At 48.1% G+C, this 21,022-nt stretch carries 15 protein-coding genes; 5 read left to right on the plus strand and 10 right to left on the minus strand.

Going from position 1 to position 21,022, the window contains the following annotated elements; all coding sequences use genetic code 11:
- Positions 1 to 4: 4 nt before the first annotated feature.
- Entirely contained in the window at positions 5 to 1,606 is a 1,602-nt protein-coding gene (locus BMY62_RS10350; RefSeq protein WP_256207558.1) for an ABC transporter permease, read from the plus strand.
- An 85-nt stretch (positions 1,607 to 1,691) separates the two neighbouring features.
- Here BMY62_RS10350 and bfr read toward each other — a convergent pair whose 3' ends face one another.
- Positions 1,692 to 2,159, minus strand: a complete 468-nt coding sequence (gene bfr, locus BMY62_RS10355) for a bacterioferritin (protein WP_090659318.1) — start codon at positions 2,157 to 2,159, stop codon at positions 1,692 to 1,694.
- Between the two features lie 752 nt (positions 2,160 to 2,911).
- Here bfr and BMY62_RS10365 point away from each other — a divergent pair.
- Positions 2,912 to 4,843 (plus strand): XrtA/PEP-CTERM system amidotransferase, encoded by a 1,932-nt coding sequence (locus BMY62_RS10365; RefSeq protein ID WP_090659324.1) that lies wholly within the window; start codon positions 2,912 to 2,914, stop codon positions 4,841 to 4,843.
- 147 nt (positions 4,844 to 4,990) lie between these two features.
- Here the strand turns inward: BMY62_RS10365 and BMY62_RS10370 are convergent, their stop codons facing one another.
- From BMY62_RS10370 to clpS, 7 genes are all read right to left on the minus strand, one after another.
- Positions 4,991 to 8,632 carry an SUMF1/EgtB/PvdO family nonheme iron enzyme gene (locus BMY62_RS10370; protein ID WP_177170356.1) on the minus strand — a complete coding sequence of 1,214 codons (3,642 nt, stop codon included), beginning with the start codon at positions 8,630 to 8,632 and terminating at the stop codon, positions 4,991 to 4,993.
- An 83-nt stretch (positions 8,633 to 8,715) separates the two neighbouring features.
- Positions 8,716 to 9,804 (minus strand): bifunctional diaminohydroxyphosphoribosylaminopyrimidine deaminase/5-amino-6-(5-phosphoribosylamino)uracil reductase RibD, encoded by a 1,089-nt coding sequence (gene ribD, locus BMY62_RS10375; protein ID WP_090659330.1) that lies wholly within the window; start codon positions 9,802 to 9,804, stop codon positions 8,716 to 8,718.
- 42 nt (positions 9,805 to 9,846) lie between these two features.
- Positions 9,847 to 10,374, minus strand: a complete 528-nt coding sequence (gene nrdR, locus BMY62_RS10380; RefSeq protein ID WP_256207556.1) for a transcriptional regulator NrdR — start codon at positions 10,372 to 10,374, stop codon at positions 9,847 to 9,849.
- A gap of 69 nt (positions 10,375 to 10,443) precedes the next feature.
- Entirely contained in the window at positions 10,444 to 11,694 is a 1,251-nt protein-coding gene (glyA, locus tag BMY62_RS10385) for a serine hydroxymethyltransferase (protein ID WP_090659334.1), read from the minus strand.
- A gap of 164 nt (positions 11,695 to 11,858) precedes the next feature.
- Positions 11,859 to 12,887, minus strand: a complete 1,029-nt coding sequence (locus tag BMY62_RS10390) for a TRAP transporter substrate-binding protein (protein ID WP_256207557.1) — start codon at positions 12,885 to 12,887, stop codon at positions 11,859 to 11,861.
- A gap of 162 nt (positions 12,888 to 13,049) precedes the next feature.
- The gene (gene clpA / locus BMY62_RS10395; protein WP_090659337.1) at positions 13,050 to 15,320 is read right to left on the minus strand and encodes an ATP-dependent Clp protease ATP-binding subunit ClpA; all 2,271 of its coding nucleotides are present in this window, start codon (positions 15,318 to 15,320) and stop codon (positions 13,050 to 13,052) included.
- Between the two features lies 1 nt (position 15,321).
- Positions 15,322 to 15,630, minus strand: a complete 309-nt coding sequence (clpS, locus tag BMY62_RS10400; protein ID WP_090659340.1) for an ATP-dependent Clp protease adapter ClpS — start codon at positions 15,628 to 15,630, stop codon at positions 15,322 to 15,324.
- Between the two features lie 299 nt (positions 15,631 to 15,929).
- Here clpS and BMY62_RS10405 point away from each other — a divergent pair, with 299 nt between their 5' ends.
- Positions 15,930 to 16,133, plus strand: coding sequence for a cold-shock protein (locus tag BMY62_RS10405; protein WP_090330630.1), 204 nt, complete (start codon positions 15,930 to 15,932; stop codon positions 16,131 to 16,133).
- A gap of 182 nt (positions 16,134 to 16,315) precedes the next feature.
- Here BMY62_RS10405 and icd read toward each other — a convergent pair whose 3' ends face one another.
- Positions 16,316 to 17,566, minus strand: a complete 1,251-nt coding sequence (icd, locus tag BMY62_RS10410) for an NADP-dependent isocitrate dehydrogenase (protein ID WP_090659343.1) — start codon at positions 17,564 to 17,566, stop codon at positions 16,316 to 16,318.
- 189 nt (positions 17,567 to 17,755) lie between these two features.
- Entirely contained in the window at positions 17,756 to 18,235 is a 480-nt protein-coding gene (locus tag BMY62_RS10415; RefSeq protein WP_090659347.1) for a retropepsin-like aspartic protease family protein, read from the minus strand.
- Between the two features lie 137 nt (positions 18,236 to 18,372).
- Between BMY62_RS10415 and BMY62_RS10420 the strand changes: the two genes are divergently transcribed.
- Both BMY62_RS10420 and BMY62_RS10425 read left to right on the plus strand, forming a co-directional pair.
- Positions 18,373 to 19,419, plus strand: a complete 1,047-nt coding sequence (locus BMY62_RS10420) for a phosphoglycerate mutase (RefSeq protein ID WP_090659350.1) — start codon at positions 18,373 to 18,375, stop codon at positions 19,417 to 19,419.
- 54 nt (positions 19,420 to 19,473) lie between these two features.
- Positions 19,474 to 20,991, plus strand: a complete 1,518-nt coding sequence (locus BMY62_RS10425) for a sensor domain-containing phosphodiesterase (protein WP_090659353.1) — start codon at positions 19,474 to 19,476, stop codon at positions 20,989 to 20,991.
- Positions 20,992 to 21,022 lie beyond the last annotated feature (31 nt).

The raw sequence follows: 21,022 nt of genomic DNA on the forward strand, positions 1-21,022 counted from the left end.
TGTGATTGCTGGCTGGCGACTGATTCCGTTTCTGGCCGCAGTGCTGGTCATCATTCCAGTTGGCGTGGTCATGTCGTCCCTGCTCACACCAACGGGTGATATCTGGGAACATCTGGTAGAAAATACTCTACCGCTACTGTTGACAAATACCTTCTGGCTGGCACTGGGTGTTCTGACTGGTACGGGCTTACTGGGCGTCAGCCTGGCCTGGTTTACAGCGGTTTATGAATTTCCCGGTCGTAGTTTTTTCACCTGGGCACTGCTGCTGCCGCTGGCAATTCCGGCCTATGTCACCGCCTTTGTTGCGCTGGGATTGTTTGATTTTACCGGTCCCGTTCAGACCTTGCTGCGCAGCTGGCTGGATTCCGATCTGAGATGGTTTCCGGACATTCGCAGCACCGGCGGCGTTATAATAGTCATGTCGCTTGCGTTTTATCCCTATGTGTATCTGCTAGCGCGCAATGCATTCATCAGTCAGGGAAAGCGGTCGCTGGAAGTAGCGCAGTCATTGGGCCATACACAGCGCGCCGGTTTTTATAAAGTCGCGCTGCCTATGGCACGTCCGTGGATTGCCGGCGGGCTGATGCTGGTCCTAATGGAAACGCTGGCCGATTTCGGCACCGTTGCGGTGTTCAATTACGATACGTTCACCACTGCTATCTATAAAGCGTGGTTCAGCCTGTTTTCATTGACGGCGGCCTCCCAACTGGCATCTTTGCTGATATTAATCGTTTTTGTCATTGTCGTTCTCGAGCAGCAGTTCCGTTCACGCATGCGTTATGCAGAAACCAGAAAAAGCGAACGGGCGAACCGCATTTATCCAGCCAAACGCTACCGCTGGTGCATTACCGGTGTAATTGCGGCGGTCTGGTTTCTTGCTTTCGTGCTGCCAGTCGGGCAGCTGTTACACTGGACAATACAATCGTTCGCAACGGACTTTGACCTGAATCGCTATCTAGAGTTTCTCTGGCATTCGGTATCACTTTCCAGCATGGCAGCCCTGATTACCTGTTGCACCGTTATCATGATTGTTTACGCTGCGCGCCGTTTTCCCGGACACACCATGCAACTGGCCGTACGTACCGCTACCATCGGCTATGCGTTACCCGGCGCGGTACTTGCCATTGGAATTTTCATACCGCTGAGCTGGCTCGATGCCCGTCTCAGTGATCTGGCTTCTGCATTGTTCGAGGTGGAAACGGGCCTCTTGATTCAGGGTACATTCATCATCATGCTGCTGGCGTATCTGATCCGCTTTATGGCCGTCAGTCACTATCCGATTAACGGCGCCATGCAGCGGATCACACCCAGTATAGAAGAAGCCGCCATGTGCATGGGTCTGCATGGCTGGGCCATGATTCGAAAAATTCATATACCCATGCTCAAATCTGGTATTTTCACCGGCGCGGCGCTGGTATTCGTTGACGTTATGAAGGAAATGCCAATAACGCTGATGACTCGCCCTTTTGGGTGGGATACGCTGGCTGTACGAATCTTTGAAATGACTTCCGAGGGAGAATGGGAACAGGCCGCCTTACCCGCACTGACACTGGTACTGGCAGGGTTGGTTCCCATTCTTTTTTTCATGCGCCAAACCGAACACTGAAGAAAACGGTATACTGTAACCATACTCAATGCGCCTACGCTGCGCAAAATCCGGTCACACCCATTGTCAGTTCACGTACGGGCGACTACATTTGCGATTGTAAATAATTGTGCAATCCGATTTTTTCAATCAGACCGAGTTGTTTCTCCAGCCAATAGGCATGATCCTCTTCAGTCTCGGCCAGTAGCGTTTCCAGGATTTCCCTGGTCTGGTAATCCTGTTCCTGCTCGCAGGCAGCGATAGCATCGCGCAGCGCAACAATAACCTCGCGCTCAAGTTCCAGGTCGTTTTTCAGCATTGCCGGCACGTCGTTCCCTATTCTTAACGCACTGCGGTTGCCTACCGCAGGCACTCCCTCAAGAAAAAGAATTCGTTTAATCAACTGGTCCGCATGCTGTTTCTCATCGTCCATTTCATGATCGATACGTTCATAAAGCTTGCTGAATCCCCAGTCTTCATACATGCGCGAATGCGTAAAATATTGATCCATGGCTGTCAACTCAGCTGCCAGCAACGTATTTAGCGTATCGATGATTCTGGCATTTCCTTTCATGCAATTCTCCTTCAAAAAAACAAATTAACTGCAAATAACGCTTTCCATTTACGGTTCACGGCGGCACAGCTGCTAGCCGTTCACTCTCGGTTCTACATTGTTGCAAAAGCCGCACGGCAGACACGAAAACAAGAACTGCAACATCACAAAATAAACAGGTTAAAACCGGAAACAAGCCACATTATAATCACCTATTACAATAAATACAAAATTAACTTATTGATTACAAATAATAATTATTATCGATATTATTATATATCCGATTGTTCCAACCATTTAAGACACAGAATCCGCACCATTGACTAAACTACAATAATACTCTGATCTAAAAATCAGTTCCTGCCGGGAAACAACATTGAAACTGGCGCTTAACGGACGTCAAGCAAACTGCTTTGGAATAGCAGCAAAGCCTAATTGAGTATTTTTGCAATACGTTGGCCAATCACATGAATATTCACGGTTCTTTCTCCTTGCATGACAATCACAATAAATGATACGCCGTTTACAGTGCACCGCGAGGCAGAAAAAACCATCCGAAACAGGGATATAGCCACAAAAACCATCATTATTTGGTTCTTAAAGTTATCTGTCAGCGGCTATCATTTCAGCTGCCGCCGGACAAAAATGATCTGGAGGACAGATAAAATCTTGCGTAGAATACGCGGCTTGCAACAATTCCGGGATTAACACATGGCTATTCGGGAATTGCGACTGATACCCTTTACAAAAATGATTTTAAGCGAGTTAACGACATGTGTGGAATAGTAGGTCTGTTTGATACGCACGGCAACGGCACAATCGACCGGCAACAACTGGTTCAAATGAACCAGACCCAGGTACACCGCGGTCCGGACGAAGGCGAGGTGTATATCGAGCCCGGACTCGGACTGGGGCATCGCCGCCTGTCTATCATGGATGTCGCCAGCGGGCAGCAACCGCTGTTTAATGAAGACGACAGCGTGGTTGTCGTCTTCAACGGTGAAATCTACAACTACCGGATGCTTGCCAAACAGCTGACCGAAGCCGGGCATCAGTTCAAGACCCATTGCGACACTGAAGTGATCGTGCATGCCTGGGAGGAATGGGGTGAACAGTGCGTCAACCATTTCCGTGGCATGTTCGCTTTCGGGCTTTGGGACAGAAATCGCCAGACCCTGTTTCTGGCACGCGACCGTCTCGGCATCAAACCGCTTTATTACGCGCTGCTGGATAACGGACAACTCATTTTCTCGTCCGAACTCAAGGCGCTGGTCGCACACCCGGCACTGAGCCGGGAAATGGATCCCTGCGCGGTTGAAGACTATTTCGCCTATGGTTATATTCCGGAACCGAAAACCATCTTCAGGCAGGCGCGAAAACTGTCGCCGGGATTCATGCTCACCGTACAGCGCGGACAAACACAGCTGCAGCCGAAGCAATACTGGGACGTGCCGTTTAACCGGCAGGACACCATCGACGAATCCGAGGTTCAGGAGTCACTGATTGCCAAACTGCGCGAATCGGTCGACATTCACCTGATGACGGAAGTGCCGCTTGGCGCATTTTTGTCCGGCGGTGTCGATTCAAGCGCGGTAGTGGCAATGATGAGCGGTATCATGAACGAGCCTGTCAACACCTGTTCGATATCGTTTGGTGATCCCGCATTCAACGAATCGCGCTACGCGCAGGAAGTCGCCGACCGCTACCGTACCAATCATCATGTTAAACAGGTCGAACATGACGATTTCGACCTGATCGACAAGCTGGCGCTGCTGTATGACGAGCCGTATGCCGACAGTTCCGCGCTGCCCACTTACCGCGTCTGCGAACTGGCCCGTGAACGCGTCACCGTGGTATTGTCCGGCGACGGCGGCGATGAAAATTTTGCCGGCTACCGCCGTTACCGCTGGCATATGCTCGAAGAAAAAATGCGTGCCACACTGCCGCTGTCAATCCGCAAGCCGCTGTTCGGTTTTCTTGGCCATGTCTATCCCAAGGCCGACTGGGCGCCGCGCATGTTTCGCGCCAAGGCCACATTTGAAGCACTCGCACGCGATGCCGTCGAGGGCTATTTCCACAGCGTTTCAATCATGAGCGACGCCATGCGCCAACGCTTGTTCGCACCCGCGTTCAGAAACGACCTGCAAGCGTATCAGGCGGTCAATGTCTTGCGGTCTTATGCCGAACAATGCCCGACCGACGATGCGCTGTCGCGCGTGCAGTATCTCGACATGAAAACCTATCTGGTCGGCGATATCCTCACCAAAGTCGACCGCGCAAGCATGGCACACGCACTCGAAGTCCGGGTGCCGCTACTCGACCATGAACTGGTCGAGTGGATCTCCACCCTGCCCGCTTCGATCAAGCTCAAGGACGGCGAAGGCAAGTATATTTTCAAAAAAGCGCTGGAGCCGTACCTGTCCGACAATATTCTTTACCGCAACAAAATGGGATTTTCGGTACCGCTCGCCGACTGGTTCCGCGGCCCTTTGCGCCAGCGTGTACGCGACGCCGTTCTGGGCCCGGTACTTGCAGAAACCGGCATCTTCAACCGGACCTATCTTGAAGAACTGGTCGAGCACCACCAGTCCGGCAGACGCGACTACAGCGCGCCGCTGTGGACGCTGCTGATGTTCGAATCGTTTGTACGCAACATCGTCAAGGGCGAAGGCCGGTTCGTGTACGAGAAAAAACAGGCTGCATAAAAAAACAAGCGGAACACCAACGTCAAACCGGCAACGAACCCGCTTATTGCACCGCGCCACGCCACCATCCTCCATTTGTCCCTCGCGCACGCCGTCGCGCGACTGCCAAATGGTGGCTGACGGCAGGTCCTGCCTGTCCTGCCCGGCTCAATGACCCAGGGCAAGACGGAAGCCAAGATCGGGGTTACGCTCGGCAGGGTGGCTCCTGAGGCGGCTAGCAGAACGGACGACCCTGCCGCCGTTGAGCCACGAACCACCGCGAATAACACGCGCCGCACCGCTATCGGCCGCTTCGCGTCCGTCATCAGTGCGGTACGGATAAGCCTGATAACCACTGTCAGTCCATTCCCACACATTGCCCGACAAATCCGCAATACCGCTTCCTGAAGCTGACGGCGGCGTGTCGCCGCATGGAAATACGCCGACCGGTGTCACACGTCGCAACCGGGTTTCAACCGTATTGCAGAGTGTTGCCTCGAACGTTTCACCCCACGGATAACGCCTGCCCGCCATACCGCTTGCAGCGGCTTCCCAGTGCGCTTCGGTCGGCAGCCGATAGTTTTGTCCCGTTTGCGCGCGCAACCACGCGCAATACGCGCGCGCTTCAAACCAGCATATACCCACAACCGGTTGACCGGGCGCATTAAGTCCGGAATTGTTCCAATACGCAGGCAGCGTATACCGCTGGTCCGGCAAATTATTCTTTATCACAGCTTCAAACGCTTCGTCGGTCATCTCTATATAACCCTTCCATTGCCGAACCTGTTCTTCAGTCCAGGCCTGTTCATTAGTAACCTGTGTAAAAAATGTCGTATCGTTTTTAAACCGGTCACGCCATGTACGCCAGTTTTCTCGATTTCCCTCACCAGTGCCGTCGCCGCGCTGCCAGCGCTGCGCCTGCGGCGTGTCCCACCAGCGTTCATCGTCATAACCCCCGGCGTCGATAAAACATTTGAACTCCGCGTTGGTGACCGGAAACTGTCCCAATGCAAATGCCGCCAGCTCGACTTCATGCCGCGGCGCTTCGTCGGTTTTGATTCCTTCATCGCTGCCGATGCTATAAATTCCGCCTTTGACCTCAACCATCGGCGGCAGCAAATATCGGCCATACGCATCTTGCCCCGACTCAAAACGCGGATCGCCCAGCCGTCCGAGCGCATCACCGGCATGAATACGCGCGCGCAAATCGGCAACCGGATCACGGCTGCGAGCAACCAGCCGTTGCTGCAAATCGCCGCATACATCGTCAGAAACTGTCACATCCGGCTGCGCCGCGCACCGCCCTGCGAGTGGCAGATTGACTGCGGCCAGCGCTTGCAGAAAACCATCGGGCGCGTCCACCATTGCCGCCGCGAGCATAAAAGTCTCCTCCCAGCCGGTCGTCGGCAGATCGGGCAATTTACCCGAGCGCGGCAGGGTTGCGAGTTGTTCACGCACAGTCGGCGAAATATCGGTCTCACGCCATGCGATCCTGGCGAGATCGGTGAATGCGGCCAGCGCTGCAGCATGTCCTGCCTGATTCACTGCCACAGCCAGATGCCGTGCTGCAAAATATTCCTGCAGCAACTGGTGAACAAACAGCACATCGTCATTGGGCATATCGAGGATCTGCAGATCAACCGCGGCGGTGAGCAGATGTTCCTGCTGCCGCTCATCGGCTATCAAAGTCGATAAGCAGTCGAGCGCATCGTCAATATCGACGCGCACCTGCATTTTGTTACCGGTATTGCCCGTGTCGCCATCGTTGCGCCGCGTCTGCAATCGAAACGCCAGGTCTGCCAGCGCTCTAAACAGGATGCCACGATCGGGCAGCTCATAGGCGCTGCGCCATTGTCCGACGCGTCTCAGATCGCGCGCCGTCAGCAGCCATTCACCGCTGCGCAAACGGACATTGTCGGTATCCATTTCACGCTTGAGCATGGCGCGCACAAATCCGGTAAACAAGGCGGCCCGGCCTTCGGGTATTTGACCGTCATCCGTCTGGTCGATCAGCAGTCTGAGATAGTAAGGCGATCGGTACAAATCGAGCTGTGCCGAATTCCTGAGTTGTTCCCATATGTGAGCAGCAGTGCCCGGCGCGTATTTTTTCAGAAACTTATCAACCCGCGAATCGTCTAACGGCATGATTTCCACCTGCGGCACCCGTGGCAGGTCTTTGGTGGTCAATTTACTGCCGTAATCGAGCGTGCGGCAACTGAAAATGACGCGCACACTTGGATGACTGAGCGCCATATCGTTCAAGAAACCCTTCCAGGCCGCCAGCCGCGCATCATAATCCGCCCGATCCGCATGCGGCATCTCGTTCAGGCCATCGAGCAGCAAAACCAGCGGCCGACGCAACAACATATCAAAATCGAGCAGGCCGCCTGTCTTCTTCGACCAGTACGCCGCAACCCAGCCGGCAGGATCAGGAATTTCACGTCCGCGTTGACCATAAGTATTCAACGACAGAAAAAGTGTCAATGGTGCTGCTTCTGCAGCACCATCCACCAAACGCAGCGCCTGGCTTGCCAGATCGAGCTCCAGACGGCGCAGCAATGTGCTTTTGCCACTGCCCGGCCCGCCGGTCACGACAACTACCGGCTCATTGCGTGCATCCAATACGCTCAGAATATCGCGCAGGTCATGGTATGACTGACTTCTCCGGTAACGTTCGTTTTCTTGTCCGTCACCCCGGTCAAGCAGCAGCGTCAGCGGTGTAAACTGTTTGTCCAAGGCGAAACGGGGTTGCGCCCAGCGGGCAATACACTGTGCACGATAAACTTCCAGGCTTTTGGGGACTTCATCAAGTATTTGACTGAATTCACGTCGATCAAGCCGGCCGAGCAGCTTTGAATATTCGGCCAGCAATACTTCCTCGCTGGAGGCAGGATTCGATTTTGCGGTTTGCTCGATACGATATAAAACATCCTTGATTTCTTCCGCATCTGCTTTGATCGCCTGAACATCATGCTGCGTTGACAATGCCAGCGCTTCGAGCCGGTCCTGTCCGGTCAGCAACCGTGGCAGCACTTCGAGATACGTTTGTGCGCCGGTTTGAAAAACAGTCAACGCGTCGGTCTGTACAATCAGTTGATCCACTTTCTCGTCTATACCCCGTGTAGCTATCAGTATTTCCTCTGAAAGCTTGCGGGTGGCATCCAGCGTGGCGATAGTAAACGCAGGGTAGGCTTCCGGGTATTGATCCGGGCTTTTCAATATTTCCGCAAATGCGGCAAACACCAGTTCGCCAAATGGTCGCTTCGCACCTTGATCCACCGTAGGAAGGCCGTCTCGCGCAATCTGTCTGAACATGACGGGTATTTCATTTACCGGCCAACCGGTTATCGCTGCAATTGTTTGATCAAAGCCCAGGGTTAACGGTTGAACCAATGAACGGCTCTCACCCGGTGATATGAATTCGGATGTGCCATTGATGGTTGTTTCCAGGTGATGGTCAATCGGACTGTCACCGGGATGTGTACGCCGGTCAAGTGCATCGGATCTAATTTTAATCAGGCTTTGGCGTGCTACCGACTCAAAACGCAGGATTACATTCTTTTGGTCAAATTCTCTGCCACTGGACTGTGCGTTATCTTTGGCCGTATCCAGCACTTCCAGCGCTGCCATGACCCACGCCAGCCGCGCCGCACGCAACAAATCATGATTGCCTGCGATAACAGAATAGGGATTAAAATCGCCCAGCCGCTCATTGGCACGGCGTTGCCAGTGCTGCGGCAGAGCTTTTGCCAGCACGGTTCCCAGACCGCTGAAAAATACGACATCGATTAATTGCTGCTTCCAGCTCATGACAGCCCTTTTCATTTTGCCAGGCTGTATTATGCATGAGCCGGCCCATGCTTAAAAGCAAGAAGCCGTCTCATGAAAGTACATTACAGTCGCGCTATTATCCTGACATCGCTTCCAATCATGCGCACGTCTTCAATGTTTAACGCAGTTTTATGCTGCAGGCTGGCCAGTTCTGGCAATTGAAACATACCTTTTGCATTGCTGCCGAGTAAACTGGGTGCCATATAGATAATCAGTTCATCGACGAGGCCATCCTGTATCAAAGCGCCGCCGAGCCTGCTGCCGGCCTCGACCAGAATCTCGTTCATACCCAGTTTTGCGAGGGTTGTCATCATTCGGTCCAGATTAACCCGGGCACCCGACCCTTCGAAAACGATGACCTGGGTAGTGCCCATTTTTTCCAGAATGTTTGTCTTACTGGTTTCTTCCGTCGATGCGGTAAATATAAAAACATCTTCACCCTGCAGTACGCTCGCATTCAGCGGTATGTCGAGGCGGTTATCGACAATGATTTTTTTGGGTTGACGCGATGCGGAAATGTGCCGCACAGTCAGTTGCGCATCGTCAGCGAGAATGGTGCCGATGCCAGTCAGAATGGCGCAGGAACGCGCTCGCCAGCGATGACCGTCGATACGTGCCGCCTCACAGCTTATCCACTGACTCTGCCCGTTGTTCAGCGCGGTTTTACCATCAAGACTGACAGCGGTCTTCAGCCGTACCCACGGCTTGCCATGCTGCATGCGTTTCACAAAACCGGGATTCAACGCCCGTGCCTGCTCCTGCAACAACCCTGACTGAACCGCAATGCCAACCTGCTTCAATGTCTCAATACCGCTACCCGACATGAGCGGATTGGGGTCTTCCATGGCTATCACCACACGGGCGACTGCAGCCCGGATTAACGCTTCGACGCATGGCGGTGTCCTTCCTTGATGGCAACAAGGCTCAAGCGTCACATAAACTGTTGCGCCGCGTGCTTTTTCTCCGGCCACTGCCAGAGCGTTGATTTCCGCATGCGCCGCGCCGGCCTGTTCATGCCAGCCGCTGCCGACAACCTGATTGTAACGGGTGATTACACATCCAACGCGCGGATTCGGCGTTGTCGTATCCAATCCCTTTTCCGCAAACTGTAAAGCATGCGCCATATGCATATAATCTTCGGAAGAAAACATGACGTTTTTTGGTTCGGCTGTACTTCGAATTACTGTATTTTGCTATTCATCTTCAGCTGATGAAGAAGTCTGTTGGTCCTGTCCGGTGTTTTTGACACGCGTGTCTGCTTTGATTGTACCCACCTTATTGACCTCGCGGATCGCGTCGCGGAAATCGTCAACATCCTGAAAGCTTTTATATACCGACGCAAACCGGATATAAGCCACCTTATCGAGCTTGTACAGTTCCTGCATGACGCTTTCACCGATGCTTCGTGAAGAGACTTCCCGATCGCCCAGGCTCAGGTATTTCTGCACGATGCGGTCGATCGCCGCATCGACATAGCTAGTGGGTACCGGACGCTTGTGCAGAGCGCGCTTGAACCCTGTAAGCAGTTTGTTGCGATCGAATTCTGCCCGTGTACCATCGTGTTTGACGACCTGGGGCAAACGCAGCTCGACTGTTTCATACGTGGTAAAACGTTTATCACAAGCAGGGCAGCGCCGTCTGCGACGGATACGGCTGCCTTCCTCACTCACCCGCGAATCGATAACACTGGTATCTTCCGCATTACAAAAAGGACATTTCATAACCGGCTATGCATGCTACCAGACGAACAATCGAAAATTTTCAACGATATTCAGTCAGGAAACACTCCGTTATTTTCCATACACCGGAAATTTTGCACACAGCGCTTTTGCATCTTTGGCAACGCGTGTGATGACCTCCGAATCTTTAGGTGCTTCAAGCACGTCGGCAATCATGTTTGCAAGTTGCTCCGATTCGATTTCCCTGAATCCGCGGGTGGTCATTGCCGGTGTGCCAATACGGATACCGCTGGTAACAAAGGGTTTTTGCGGATCATTGGGAATTGCATTTTTGTTCACGGTGATATGCGCATGTTCGAGCGCCGCTTCCGCCTCTTTACCAGTGAGCTGAATCGCCTGCAAATCAACAAGAAACATATGACAATCGGTTTTACCGGATACTATGCGCAAACCACGCTGCTTCAACACTTTCGCCATGACACGTGCATTTTCTATAACCTGTTCCTGATATTTTTTGAACTCTTTACTCGCCGCTTCTTTAAAAGCAACAGCCTTGGCTGCGATGACATGCATCAGCGGTCCACCTTGCGTTTGTGGAAAAATCGCAGAGTTAAGCGCTTTCTCGTGCTCGGGCTTGGCCATGATAATTCCGCCGCGCGGACCGCGCAGGGTTTTATGCGTCGTGCTGGTCACAAAATCGGCAATACCAACCGGATTCGGATAAAAACCGGCGGCTACCAGACCGGCGTAATGAGCCATATCCACAAACAGGTAAGCATCAATGGAATCGGCTATTTTACGAAAGCGTTTCCAGTCGATAACCCGCGCATACGAAGACGCGCCGGCCACAATCATCTTGGGTTTATGTTCTTGTGCCAGCTTTTCAACCTGTTCGTAATCGAGTTCCTCGGTCTCGGGGTGCAAACCATAGGAAACGGAATTGAAAATTTTACCGCTCATGTTGACCGTCGCACCATGCGTCAGATGGCCACCATGCGCAAGTGACATACCCAGCAGTGTATCACCCGGTTTAAGTGCACACAGATATACCGCCGCATTTGCCTGGGAACCGGAATGTGGCTGTACGTTGACATACTCGGCGCCGAACAGTGCTTTTACCCGGTCTATCGCCAATTGCTCAACAACATCTACATAATTACAACCGCCGTAATAGCGCTTGCCGGGATAGCCTTCAGCATATTTGTTTGTCAGCACCGACCCCTGCGCCTGCATGACCGCTGGGCTGGCATAATTTTCTGATGCAATTAATTCAATGTATTCTTCCTGCCGCTGCACCTCGCCTTGCATGGCTTGCCATAATTCTGGATCAGCGTGTGCTATCGTATGATTCTGCGAAAACATGGTGTTATCAGACCTTTTAAATTATAAAAACCGTTAAACCGCATATATTACCATTATTAATGTCGCACGCAGAATATAAGATTTCAGGCCGCAGCGATGTCTGCATTAGCGATTATTCTGGTGATATAAACGGTTGAAAAACTGTAATTGAGATAACAGAAAGGTTATCTCAGACGCAAATAATCGGCGTCGGTTATCATGGTCCAGTTTTTTGCTTTGTTGAGAAATTCACGCTGACTGGTAATGACTTCTTTAGCCAACTGCGATTTTCTTGCGATTTCATCAAGCAGATCGTCATTTGCCTGTTTGAACAATTCCAGCACGTCATCCGGCAGCGTTCGAATCACAATGTTGCTGTGTTGCTTCATTTCCTCCCAGGCCAGCACATTGCGATAAAACGATTCCGAAAGTATATCGATCGATACTTCTTTGGCTGCAACTGCAATGATCGCTTTCAAATCATCCGGCAATGCATCGAATTTCTGCTTGTTGACAAACACATGCAGCTCAGCGCCCGGCTCATGCCAGCCCGTATAATAAAAGGGTGCAATTTTATGAAAACCCATTTTGATGTCGTTGGCCGGACCCGCCCACTCGACTGCATCGATAGTACCGCGTTCCAGCGCGGTATAGAGTTCACCGGGAGGCACGCTGACCGGCTTCATACCAACCCTTCCGACAACTTCACCGGCATGACCCGGCATACGGATTTTTAAACCTTTCAAGTCCTGTACTGACTTGATTTCCTTTCTGAACCAGCCGCCCATCTGGATATGCGTATTGCCAGCCGGAAACGCAACGACATTATGCCGCGCATACACTTTCTTCAGTAATTCCAGCCCGCCACCATAGTAATACCAGGCATTCATTTCAGTTGGCGTCATACCAAATGGTGTGGTGGTAAAAAAGGTCGTTGCCGGATCTTTTCCTTTGTAGTAATACGATGCGCTGTGCCCCATTTCATATGCGCCTGAACGTACCATGCTCAGAATTTCAAGGGGTGCCTTATGTTTGCCAGGCGCATCTACAGTAATGCTGAAACGGCCACCGGACATGACTTCAACATTTCTGGCAAAACGTGCTGCAGCATGATGCAGCATTGGCGTCCCTTCCGGCCACGACATCGCCAAACGCCATTGATAAGTTCCTGATTGCGCATGGGCAGGTTGCGGACCTGTGCTAAAACACAGCACAATTAAAATGCCGAAAAGCAAAACCCGCCACATGATCACAGATTTTTGAATGATTGTATGATGATCTGCCGGATTCACATTAACAGATCCAATGATGAAGATCCATGTCAGCCTAAACGTGGAACCAGATATTTTGCATGCACGTAATTCGTGAAAACAATTTTATGCTTCTACAATTTCTTCCTCGAAAATCAGTTGCACTTTATCGTCACGTTCGATATCGACAGTTACTTTACCACCATTTACCAGTCGCCCAAACAAAAGTTCATCAGCCAGTGCCCTGCGTATAGTGTCCTGAATAAGACGTTCCATTGGTCGTGCGCCCATCAGTGGATCAAAGCCATTTTTCGCAAGGAAGCGCCGCAAGCGTTCAGTGAATGTTGCTTCCACTTTTTTCTCCTGCAACTGTTCTTCTAGTTGCATCAGGAATTTATCGGTAACCTGCAATATCACGTCTTCATTCAGTGCCGAAAATGAAATGATGGCGTCAATGCGATTTCTGAATTCCGGGGTGAACAAACGTTTGATTTCAACCATTTCATCACCGGCCTGCTTCGGCTTGGTAAATCCAATCGTCGATTTGGTGAGTGATTCAGCGCCTGCATTTGTTGTCATGATTATGATGACATTGCGGAAATCCGCCTTGCGGCCATTGTTGTCGGTCAAAGTACCATAATCTAGAACCTGCAACAGAATATTGAATATGTCCGAATGCGCCTTTTCAATTTCATCGAGTAACAAAACGGAATAAGGATGCTTGACCACTGTCTCGGTCAAAAGACCGCCCTGATCAAAGCCCACATAACCCGGAGGTGCGCCTATCAGACGGGATACAGCATGTCGTTCCATGTATTCTGACATGTCAAAACGGTGCAATTGAATACCGAGTGTATAGGCGAGCTGTCGCGCAACTTCAGTTTTGCCAACACCGGTCGGGCCTGAAAACAGGAACGAACCAACGGGCTTGCGAGGATTGCCCAAACCGCTTCTGGACATCTTGATTGCAGCGCACAAAGAATTGATCGCCTTATCCTGACCGAATACTACCGCTTTCATATCACGCTCCAGTGTTTTTAAACGGTTACGGTCATTAGCGGAAATGTTTTGAGGTGGAATGCGTGCAATTTTGGCAACAACATTTTCAATCTCGGTCTTGCCGATAATCTTTCTTTTTTTCGATTTTGGCATAATCCGCTGAACAGCGCCGGCCTCATCAATTACATCAATTGCCTTGTCCGGCAGATGCCTATCATTAATATAGCGTTCCGACAACTCGGCAGCCAGGCTTAGTGCATTGTTGGTATATTTGACATCATGGTGCAATTCGTATCTGGATTTCAGGCCGCGCAAAATGGCAACAGTTTCATTGACACTTGGTTCATTGACATCAATTGGCTGAAAACGACGCGACAAAGCATGGTCTTTCTCAAAGATACCGCGAAATTCAGTATATGTCGTTGCTCCGATGCAGCGCAACTGCCCGGAACTTAACACAGGCTTCAACAGATTTGATGCATCCAGAACACCGCCGGATGCAGCGCCAGCGCCAATCAGGGTGTGAATTTCATCGACAAAAAGAATTGTATCGTTATTGTCTGTTAACTGTTTGAGTACAGCCTTTAATCGCTGTTCGAAATCACCGCGATATTTTGTGCCCGCCAGTAATGAACCCATATCCAGTGCATAAATTTGATGATTGATCAGGAGTTCAGGTACATCACCGTCAACAATCCGTTTGGCCAGCCCTTCTGCAATAGCTGTTTTACCGACCCCTGCTTCACCAACCAGCAACGGGTTGTTTTTGCGCCTGCGACACAATGTCTGTATGACGCGCTCGATTTCCTGATCGCGGCCTATCAGGGGGTCGATTTTATTGGTCAAGGCCAGCACATTGAGATTCACTGTATAGTTTTCCAGCATGTTACTGCTGATTGGCCCCTGATCCTGCTGTACCTGCTCCTGTTCATTTTCACCCGCCGACTTGTTTTCATTTTCCTGCGGTGTTTTACGTATATTGTGAGAAATGTAATTTACCACATCAAGTCGGGTAACCCCCCGCTGTTGCAGATAATAAACCGCATGCGAATCCTTTTCGCCAAAAATTGCGACAAGAACGTTCGCACCCGTCACTTCCTTCTTGCCTGACGATTGAACATGCAGAATAGCTCGCTGTATAACTCGCTGAAAACCCAGAGTCGGCTGGGTATCCACCTCAGAATCACTGCTGATAATTGGAGTATGCCGCGCAATGTGGTCTAACAGAATCGCTCGCAAATCTTCAAGATCAATCAAACAGGCATTTAAAACTTCTGCTGCACTGGCGTTGTCCAGCATCGCCAGCAATAAATGCTCCACTGTAATAAATTCATGTCGCTTCTGCCTTGATTCGACAAAAGCCATATGTAAGCTCACTTCCAAATCCGGAGCAATCATCTTAATTTTCCTCCATCACACATCTCAGCGGATGTTGATTACTGCGTGCAAATTCAATAACCTGGTTAACCTTAGTGCTGGCAATGTCACTTGGGTAGACTCCACATACAGCAGCACCTTCTGTATGAACCTTTAACATAACCTGTGTTGCCTGCTCTCGATCCATCGAAAAAAACAATCTTAATACCTCAACTACAAAATCCATTGGTGTAAAGTCATCATTCAACAACAAAATCTTATACATCGGAGGAACTTTAATTTCATTCTTTTCCTTTGTATTTATAACGGTTTCCAAATCTTTTTCCGTCATGACAAACTTCCTAACAATTTTAATCAGTAATCGTGAAACAGTAAAAACCGCAACAAAATCTGACTCACATAATGGTTGACGATTACGACATTTTTTTCAAGTGGCTAAGACCATTAATCCTGCATTAATTTATAAAAATTGTTTAACCGCTTGACTTTAGTATCCGTTTTGCGTAAAACTCTATGTGGTGTTTGGCTTCAAGTTCACTGCGGTACCTAGAATAGCCGTTTGCGGCCTTGAAATTCAAATAGTATTAGGGTTTCCGGCCCGGTTTCTTAAACGTATTATAGGAAGTAGAAATGGCAACAGGTACAGTAAAATGGTTTAATGACTCTAAAGGTTTTGGTTTTATTACACCCGACGATGGCAGTGAAGATTTGTTCGCCCACTTTTCAGCCATAAACATGTCTGGATTCAAAACCCTTAAGGAAGGTCAAAAAGTAAGTTTTGACGTTACTCAGGGGCCTAAAGGAAAACAGGCTGCAAATATTCAATCCACATAAACTATAACTGTTCTTTTGTATAAGTTTCTGGTGCAGCGTCAGTGGCCAGACCATAATCAAAATTAAAATACAAAATTAATGCAACATGATTACCCCTTGACTGATTCATGCAGCAAGGGGTTTTTGATACTTTTGATGCTTTAATTCTTGGTATTGTCCGTTTCCTTCATCGTTACTCTGTTTTAGCGCAGACGTTCTATCAACGCTTCACCAAATTGCGAACAGGATACTTTGCGTGCGCCAGGCATCAACCTTGCAAAATCATAGGTCACAATTTCATCCTGGATTGTGATTTCCATACCCCGAATAATCATTTCAGCCGCTTCCGTCCAGCCCAAATGCCTTAACATCATCTCTGCTGACAAAATAATGGAACCGGGATTAACCTGATCCTTGCCTGCATATTTAGGGGCCGTGCCATGTGTCGCTTCAAAAATAGCAACGGAATCACTTAAATTGGCCCCGGGCGCAATTCCAATACCGCCGACTTGAGCTGCCAGCGCATCGGAAATATAATCACCGTTCAGATTCATAGTCGTTACGACATCATACTCCTCAGGACGCAACAAAATCTGCTGTAAGAAAGCATCTGCAATGACATCTTTTATGATAATACCACCTTTATCCTGAGGCAATTTCATCCAAGGTCCACCATCCAATAACTCCGCCCCGAATTCCCTGCTGGCAAGTGCGTAACCCCAGTTTTTGAATGCTCCTTCGGTGAACTTCATGATATTGCCTTTATGCACCAGGGTCACAGATTTTTTTTGATTGTCGACAGCATATTGGATAGCCTTTCTTACAAACCGTTCCGTACCTTCCCTTGAGACCGGTTTAATACCAATTCCCGATGTGTTCGGAAAACGTATCTTTTCTACTCCCATTTCCCGGGTCAGAAAATTGATGACTTTTTTGGCTTCAACAGTCTCGGCCTCCCACTCGACACCTGCATAAATGTCTTCCGAATTCTCCCTGAAAATTATCATATCCGTTTTTTCGGGATTTTTAAGCGGACTGGGAACACCCTTAAAATATCTGACAGGCCTTAAACAGATATACAAGTCCAGTTCCTGCCGCAATGCAACATTTATTGAACGAATACCGCCTCCGACCGGTGTAGTTAACGGACCCTTGATTGAGACGACAAATTCTTTAGCAGCAGTCAGTGTTTCATCCGGTAACCAGACATCCTGACCATATATCCGCGTTGATTTTTCTCCAGCGTAAATTTCCATCCAGGCTATTTTGCGCCGATTGTTGTATGCTTTTGCGACGGCTGCATCGACCACCTTTTGCATCACAGGTGTTATGTCCGCTCCAATTCCATCGCCCTCAATGAAGGGGATAATGGGATTATCGGGAACACTCAGGGTAAGATCATTATTTACTTGAATTTTATCGCCTTTTTCAGGCATTTTGATATGCTGATACATCCTATCTCCGATATAGCCATTTATTAATAATTATCAACCAATTTTCTCAAACAATCATACAGTTATCTCTAACAGTTTTTTTCACAATTGTTATCAATATCTTATGCTCGCTTTCCTGCTTTATCCTCTTGGAACAAAAACACACTTCAATATATATCTTTATTTTTTGATACGACACATATCCTGCATTTACCGTGTCCTGAACTTCAATATCATAGTGTCGTTAGACTGAATCACATCTATATTGCGCAAAAAATTTTGCCCAAGCAAAGCCACGTCACCGTGCAACCCAACAGAAACCTGCAGCCCGCTCATTACTATACCACCAGCTTCAATAGTTTGATTAAACACCATCTCACCCTGCACCACACCACCTGCCGTCGCAAAACTGGCCGGTCTGCCAGCTGGCAGGTTAGCCGATCGGGCAAACTGTTTACCGACAGAAACAACACTCGCACCGGTATCAATCATGAATTTAACTGGGAAACCATTAACTGAACCCTGCACATAATAATGACCATCCCATGATCTGGGAATAATAACCGATCCATTTTCCAGATATTCCCTAGCCGCTGAAACTCTGGGCTCGAGTCTTGTATCAAAGTACAGATAAGCCGCCGAGAAAATAATTATCCAAATTACCAGTACACTGATAAATCCTTTCACCATATACAAAGATCATTACTTTTTTTGAAGTATTTTAAAACACTCATAAAATATTTGATGGTCTTATAAATCATCGCATCTTATACAATTATAAAACATTACTGTAGCGACAATCTTTTCATTTCCTTTTTGAATATGTTATGAATTTACACCTTTATATTCCATCGCTGTTCTGGTCAGATATGAACACTCCCGAAATCTACCAGGATCTTCAACTTCCCTCACTTGAAAAACTTTTATCAAAAAGCAGCATTGTTCAAGCACAGGAGACGGATTTTTGTGCATGGCTGTGTCAATCATTCAATGTAAAAAAACAACTTGACTGGCCTGTTGCACCCATCACACTCAGAGCCGATTACCCGAATCAGCCCTATACTAATAACAATTATTGGTTACGTGCCGATCCGGTTCATTTACGTATCGAACAAAATCATATTATGCTGGCCAACAGTCATATTTTTGAGCTTTCTCCTGATGAGGCCAAACAATACACATCTTTTATCAATCAGAATCTGAATGATGAAACATTTTCTCTAATACCGGTTCACCCGCACCGGTGGTACGTCCGGCTAGCTGATAAGCCTGAAATGCAGACACGCACACTGGACGAAGTTACCTGTCGCAATATAAACAACCTTTTACCAACAGGAAAAGACAGTGTTAAATGGCACAGGATATTTAACGAAATACAAATGCTGTTACATGATCATCCCTTAAATCAAAAACGTACAGCACGCAATCAAGTTGCGATTAACAGTATCTGGTTTTGGGGTGGAGGTCACGTGCCGCAGTCTGTTTGTTCCCCTTACTCAGGTGTATGGAGTAATGACCCATTCTCGCACGCCCTTGCTGAATTCTGTGATACACCTTTTGCGCGATTACCCGAAAATGTTCCACACTGGCTGCAACAAAATAAATCAGAAAATCAACCAATTATTATCCTGAATTCCTTGTTAAATCACGACAAGTACAACAATGCCCTGGCCTGGCGCGAAAACTTAAAAAAGCTGGAGAAAATCTGGTTCACGCCGTTATATACAGCACTCAAAAATAATCAGATCAGTACACTAACGATTTCAACGACAAATGAAAACACTTCCTTTGATTTTGTGGTTACTCGCAATAATCTTTGGAAATTCTGGATAACTATAAAACCATTGTCGTTTTATGCCGTTAAACAATCATGATGATGTGCTCGGTTAAACCGCATTTTGTATATAACACGATAATTACTAAACTCTATGCTAAATACATTCAAATCATTTGCATCAGCCGGTATCGCTTTATTTATAGCGACACTACTGGTCATCTGCGATCTGTATTTCGATGATATCGGAATAACCTGGTTTGCAATTTTATGGATTCTGCTGTTTTCTGCTATTTTAATCATGCTCGGCCAATTCATTCATGCGGAAAAAGAAATTCATAACTACTCTTTTCAGTTATCTGCCAATAAAGAAAGACTGGCCAATGAAATCAAACATCGGCTATGGGCAGAAAAAACAACTGCAGAGGCAAAGATAAAATCGCAAATTGTTGATGAAAATATTCCTGTACTCCTCGCTTACTTCAATATTGATCAACGCTGCAAATACCATAATCGTATTTTTCGTAAATGGTTCGGGTTGAAAGCTGATCAAATCGATGGCAAATTACTTGAAGAATTTGCTGATGAAGATTTTTCCTCCTCTATCAAGAGACATTTCAATACTATTCTGTCCGGCAAGACAATCCATGAAGAACGCGTTTTAAAATCAATAAAAGGATTTCCGTATATTTTTACAGAACAATACGTTCCTCATATGGACAGCAAAGGCAATACGATTGGTTTTTACACCCTGCACACACCATGCGCTCAAGATAAAAAACGCACATCTGTCAGAAAGAATGATCAGACCGAAAAATCAACGACAGAAATCAGCAATAAAAAAACTGAACAACATGCAGACAAAAATCCAAAACGAGCCGAAATTTCAGCAGAACGTATTATTCAAGCAATAAAAAGCGGAGAGTTTTATCTTTATTGTCAGAAAATCATACCTCTCGATTCAGCCTCTCTGTCTCCAGCACAATATGAAATCCTGATTCGCATGGCCGAAGAGGAAAATAATCTGATGCCGCCAGGCTCTTTTTTACCACTTGTTGATCAGCTAAAACTGATGCCCCAGCTAGATCGATGGGTTGCAAATTATGTTGTCAAATGGTTATCAACAAATGCAAAAGAATTTAAATCAATATTCAGTCTGAATGTTGCCAGAGACACGCTATGCGACAAAACGTTTATCGAGTTCATACAAGACAAAATACAAAAATCGAAAATACCGGCGAATCTATTGTGTTTTGAAATCGAGGAAACAGACGCACAGGCTAATTTGATTGACGCCATGCTCTTTACGGAGAAAATTCGCGAACTAGGTTGCCTGATTACCCTGTGCGGGTTTAGTCAAGACACTCAATCTGTGGATTTATTGAAAAAAATAAAGATAGACTTCCTGAAAATTGACGGTATCATTGTTTGCAATATGATTTACGAACACGATGACCTGATACAGGTGAAAAACATCAAACAAATCGCGCATCAATTCAACATAAGAACGATCGCAGAGCTGGTGGAGAACGAGGAAACGATATCCAGATTGCGAGACATCGGCATACATTATGCTCAAGGACTGGGGATCGAGAAACCTTGTCCGTTGAATAACCTGATAACGGTAAAACAAAAAACCGTTGCCACAACTCCCTTAACTCGAAACAAATAAACTTAAAGAAACAAAAGCGACAGTATTCAGA

Origin of the sequence: Nitrosomonas marina (assembly GCF_900111605.1) — a bacterium.
Lineage (GTDB): Bacteria > Pseudomonadota > Gammaproteobacteria > Burkholderiales > Nitrosomonadaceae > Nitrosomonas > Nitrosomonas marina_A.

Bases quoted from the DNA above. Each gene is read 5' to 3' on its own strand.
- bfr (WP_090659318.1), bottom strand. From the start codon at position 2,159: ATGAAAGGAAATGCCAGAATCATCGATACGCTAAATACGTTGCTGGCA.
- BMY62_RS10365 (WP_090659324.1), top strand. From the start codon at position 2,912: ATGTGTGGAATAGTAGGTCTGTTTGATACGCACGGCAACGGCACAATC.
- BMY62_RS10370 (WP_177170356.1), bottom strand. From the start codon at position 8,632: ATGAGCTGGAAGCAGCAATTAATCGATGTCGTATTTTTCAGCGGTCTG.
- ribD (WP_090659330.1), bottom strand. From the start codon at position 9,804: ATGTTTTCTTCCGAAGATTATATGCATATGGCGCATGCTTTACAGTTT.
- nrdR (WP_256207556.1), bottom strand. From the start codon at position 10,374: ATGAAATGTCCTTTTTGTAATGCGGAAGATACCAGTGTTATCGATTCG.
- glyA (WP_090659334.1), bottom strand. From the start codon at position 11,694: ATGTTTTCGCAGAATCATACGATAGCACACGCTGATCCAGAATTATGG.
- clpA (WP_090659337.1), bottom strand. From the start codon at position 15,320: ATGATTGCTCCGGATTTGGAAGTGAGCTTACATATGGCTTTTGTCGAA.
- clpS (WP_090659340.1), bottom strand. From the start codon at position 15,630: ATGACGGAAAAAGATTTGGAAACCGTTATAAATACAAAGGAAAAGAAT.
- BMY62_RS10405 (WP_090330630.1), top strand. From the start codon at position 15,930: ATGGCAACAGGTACAGTAAAATGGTTTAATGACTCTAAAGGTTTTGGT.
- icd (WP_090659343.1), bottom strand. From the start codon at position 17,566: ATGTATCAGCATATCAAAATGCCTGAAAAAGGCGATAAAATTCAAGTA.
- BMY62_RS10415 (WP_090659347.1), bottom strand. From the start codon at position 18,235: ATGGTGAAAGGATTTATCAGTGTACTGGTAATTTGGATAATTATTTTC.
- BMY62_RS10420 (WP_090659350.1), top strand. From the start codon at position 18,373: ATGAATTTACACCTTTATATTCCATCGCTGTTCTGGTCAGATATGAAC.
- BMY62_RS10425 (WP_090659353.1), top strand. From the start codon at position 19,474: ATGCTAAATACATTCAAATCATTTGCATCAGCCGGTATCGCTTTATTT.